Genomic DNA, 3,734 nt, shown 5'->3' on the forward strand with positions numbered 1-3,734 from the left:
TTTCGATCTTACCCTCCAGCCATGATCTCACGATTTCCGGTCTGAATTGAAAATTAAATTATCCGAAATCTGATGAAGCCCGAGGGCTTCGGATTTTGAAGGATATTGTTTCAGGCTATCAAAGTACTTCCGACTTAACAACACTAATTTAATCATAAAAACGCTCCTGTCAATTAAAAAGTTCTTCAAATTCCCCACACTTTATCAACTTTTATGGACGGGTTATCAACATTAATTAATTAACCAATTGATTATATGTCAGTTTATTATGAAATTATTTATTTACTTATTGACATATGCTATTCAGTAATTTTATTAACAAATGAGCCATATATAACAGGTTTTAAATTCTTAATAATGAACTTTAGTTGGAAAAAATCCTGATGAGCTTTGTATTTGAAATTTGAAGGATAGTGAATGAGGCTGGTTAGAGATTGTCTTAGAAAAAAGCTAAAAGAAAACGGGAACCTTCCTCTTGCGATTTGGGCTCCCGTTTCAACTTTTTTTGCAACCATAGTCGCTCAAAAGCATAAGCTTTCAGAATTTTAACCAGCTCGTTGTCCATTGTCTTTTCAAACTTTGGTACCCGTAGCTTCTTACTTTTTATTTGCAGCAATCCGTAGATTGTAAACAAATTGAAGTAATGCCTGTCTTTCGGAACTTAGCCTTTAAGCTGTATATCTTTCGATATTAGGCTGCCCGGACTTCGTTTATTTTATCCAGAATCTTTAGAAGTCCGAAGACTAATAGATTTTAAGGATTTTTATCAGGCTGTCAAAGTACTTCGTTCTTATTGATATCAATGTAGTTACCTTTTAAATTTAAAGCAAGTAAATATGATTTTATTTATGAACAGGGTTTTAACATAAAATTAAATGTTATTAACAGCCTGGTATTATCATTATCTGCATTTAAAGAATGGAGACCACCTCTTATTTGTAAAATGGCTAAATAATTAACATAAGTTAAATTGCAGGTATTCCACAGTTTATGATTCTTTTGAATTTTAGAATTTGAATTATCTTCTTGTTTTTAGACTCCGGGCATAAATTTTTATTGAATTGACTATAAATATTATATCATTTTTTGTTCTAAAGCAGGCTCAATATATTCCATTCCGTAATCTTTAATCTTTAATCATTCAGATTAGGTACTTTTGTTTAGCGTTCAGTGTTTAAATTAATGAGGCAATCCAGAGAGATTAAAACATTCATTTTCAGCCAGTACTTTTCAGAAGGATTGCGTATTACGTTTGGTGTGCTTCTCCCCTCTTTGGTTTTCTTTCATTTAGATCAGCTTGAAGTTGGATTGACTATCTCATTAGGAGCAGTTTGTGTAAGCATTGCCGATAATCAGGGGCCAATTAGTCATAAGCGGAATGGAATGCTTTTTTGCAGCATTTTCGTTTTTCTTACCACCCTCTTAACTGGATTTATAAATAAGTATCCAGTCCTCCTGGGTTTGGAAATCATTATTTTATGTTTTTTTTATTCGATGTTCTCTGTTTATGGGAACCGTGCATCCTCTATCGGAACCGCAGCATTGTTAGTTATGATTCTTTCCATAGATCATGATGTTACAGCTTCTAAAGGTGCCATGGGGCATGCTCTATATATTTTAGCAGGCGGGATTTGGTATATGATACTTAGCCTATCCCTGTCACAGATCAGACCTTACAGGCTTGCCCAGCAGGCAATGGGAGAATGTATCCGGGAGGTAGCAGAGTATGTGAGGCTAAAGGCTGATTTCTATGATCAGGAAACTGACTTTGACGAAAATTACAAAAAGTTGATTTCCCAGCAGGTCATTGTACATGAGCAACAAGACTCTGTCAGGGAATTATTATTCAAAACCAGGCTGATGGTTAAAGAGTCAACTTTAGCTGGCAGGCTGCTTATTCTTGTATTTGTTGACATTGTAGATTTGTTTGAACAAACTATGGCAACTCATTATGATTACCTGACCCTGCATAAAACCTTCGGGAAATCAAATTCACTAAAGGAGTTTAAATCAATCATCATTAAACTTTCAGAGGAACTCGAAAATCTAAGTTATTACATTATCAGCAATGAAATACCACAGCGCCTGTATGACTTTAAATATGAGCTCGAAAGATTAAAAAAGTGTGTTGATCTGGTTGAAGAATCAGGTACCAATGCCTTTGTCCTCAAAAAGATTCTGATCAATGTTAGAAACATGGTCAGCCGTGTAGATAAAATATATACTTACTTCAATCAGAAACAATTATCAGGGCAGGAAATAAAAAACGAGATTGATTTAAGCAAGTTTGTTTCTCATCAGAATTTTGATTTCAAGATTCTGAAGGAGAACCTAAGTCCGAAATCATCCATCTTCCGCCATTCTGTACGTGTATCACTTATGTGTCTTATTGGCTTTCTGGTTTCCAAGCTGTTTCCTGTTGGTTACCATAGTTATTGGATCCTGTTGACCATTCTTGTTCTGCTTAAACCTGCATACAGCCTAACTAAGCAAAGAAACATTGAACGACTGATTGGCACTATCATTGGAGGCGTAGCTGGTGCGCTTATTCTCATTTTTATCAAGGATCAAACCGCTCTATTCATCTTTCTGCTGATCTTTATGGTTGCAGCCTATAGCTTTCAGAGACTAAATTATATTGTAAGTGTTCTTTTCATGACGCCTTATATTCTGATTTTATTTAGTTTTCTTGGTGAAAACAATTTCAATATAGCTCAGGAAAGAATCATTGATACATTTATTGGATCATTTATAGCATTGTCTGCCAGCTATCTCGTACTTCCTAATTGGGAGTCACATCAATTTAAAGACTTTATGCATGAAGTATTGATTGCCAATTATCAATACCTGCAAAAAGTTGCCATTATTCTTTCAGGAGGTACTATAGATATCACAGCCTATAAATTAGCGCGTAAGAATGTCTATGTAAGTTCAGCCAATCTGGGCAGTGCGTTTCAGAGAATGCTCTCAGAACCTAAAAGTAAACAGCAAAACAGTAAGGAGCTTCATAAATTTGTGGTATTAAACCACATGCTTTCATCCTATACAGCAACACTGATAACCAACCTTCAGCAGATTAATCCATTAATTGTAAATGATTTACATATTAAACTGATTAGAAGGTCTTTATATACCTTATCTGAGGTAATTAAAAGTATGAAAGATATTGAACTGGAAGAAATTGAGATCAATATACCTGACTCAAAATTTTTTAGTAAAAGCTCAAATGAATCAGATTTATTATCAGAACAACTTGAACTGGTCAATAAATTAATCCTTGATCTTCAAAAGCTTATTCAGAATCAAATTTCATCAGAGGAAATAAGCAATCAGTCCTCTTGAATTAGCTGTTCAGTCTGTTTTTCTTTTCGGCCATTTTTGAAGGCTTCACGTGGCCTGAGGCCTAATAATTCAAACATTTCCATGTCTTCATTAAACGCCGGATTGGGTGTGGTCAGTAATTTATCACCGGCAAATATTGAATTTGCCCCTGCCATAAAACATAAAGCCTGATCAGTTAAGCTCATTTCTGTTCTGCCCGCCGATAGACGGACCACTGTTTTAGGCATAATAATACGGGCTGTAGCAATCATTCGAACCATTTCCCAAACAGAAACCCTGGGTTGATCAGCCAATGGTGTTCCCTTAACAGGTACAAGAGCATTAACTGGTACTGACTCAGGATGCTTTGACATATTTGATAATGTTTTTAGCATTGCAATACGATCGTTGAC

At 35.2% G+C, this 3,734-nt stretch carries 1 protein-coding gene and 1 pseudogene; one reads left to right on the forward strand and one right to left on the reverse strand.

The features are described from left to right. Positions 1-1,182: 1,182 nt before the first annotated feature. On the forward strand, positions 1,183-3,342 hold the full coding sequence (locus tag VGE44_RS05425; RefSeq protein WP_331076732.1) for an FUSC family protein: 2,160 nt from the start codon (positions 1,183-1,185) through the stop codon (positions 3,340-3,342). On the opposite strand, the pseudogene VGE44_RS05430 reads toward VGE44_RS05425, so the two are convergent. After that, positions 3,330-3,734, reverse strand: a pseudogene (locus VGE44_RS05430) (biotin synthase); the annotation flags it as partial. The gene VGE44_RS05425 and the pseudogene VGE44_RS05430 overlap by 13 nt on opposite strands.

This window comes from Daejeonella sp., assembly GCF_036405355.1.
GTDB lineage: Bacteria > Bacteroidota > Bacteroidia > Sphingobacteriales > Sphingobacteriaceae > Daejeonella.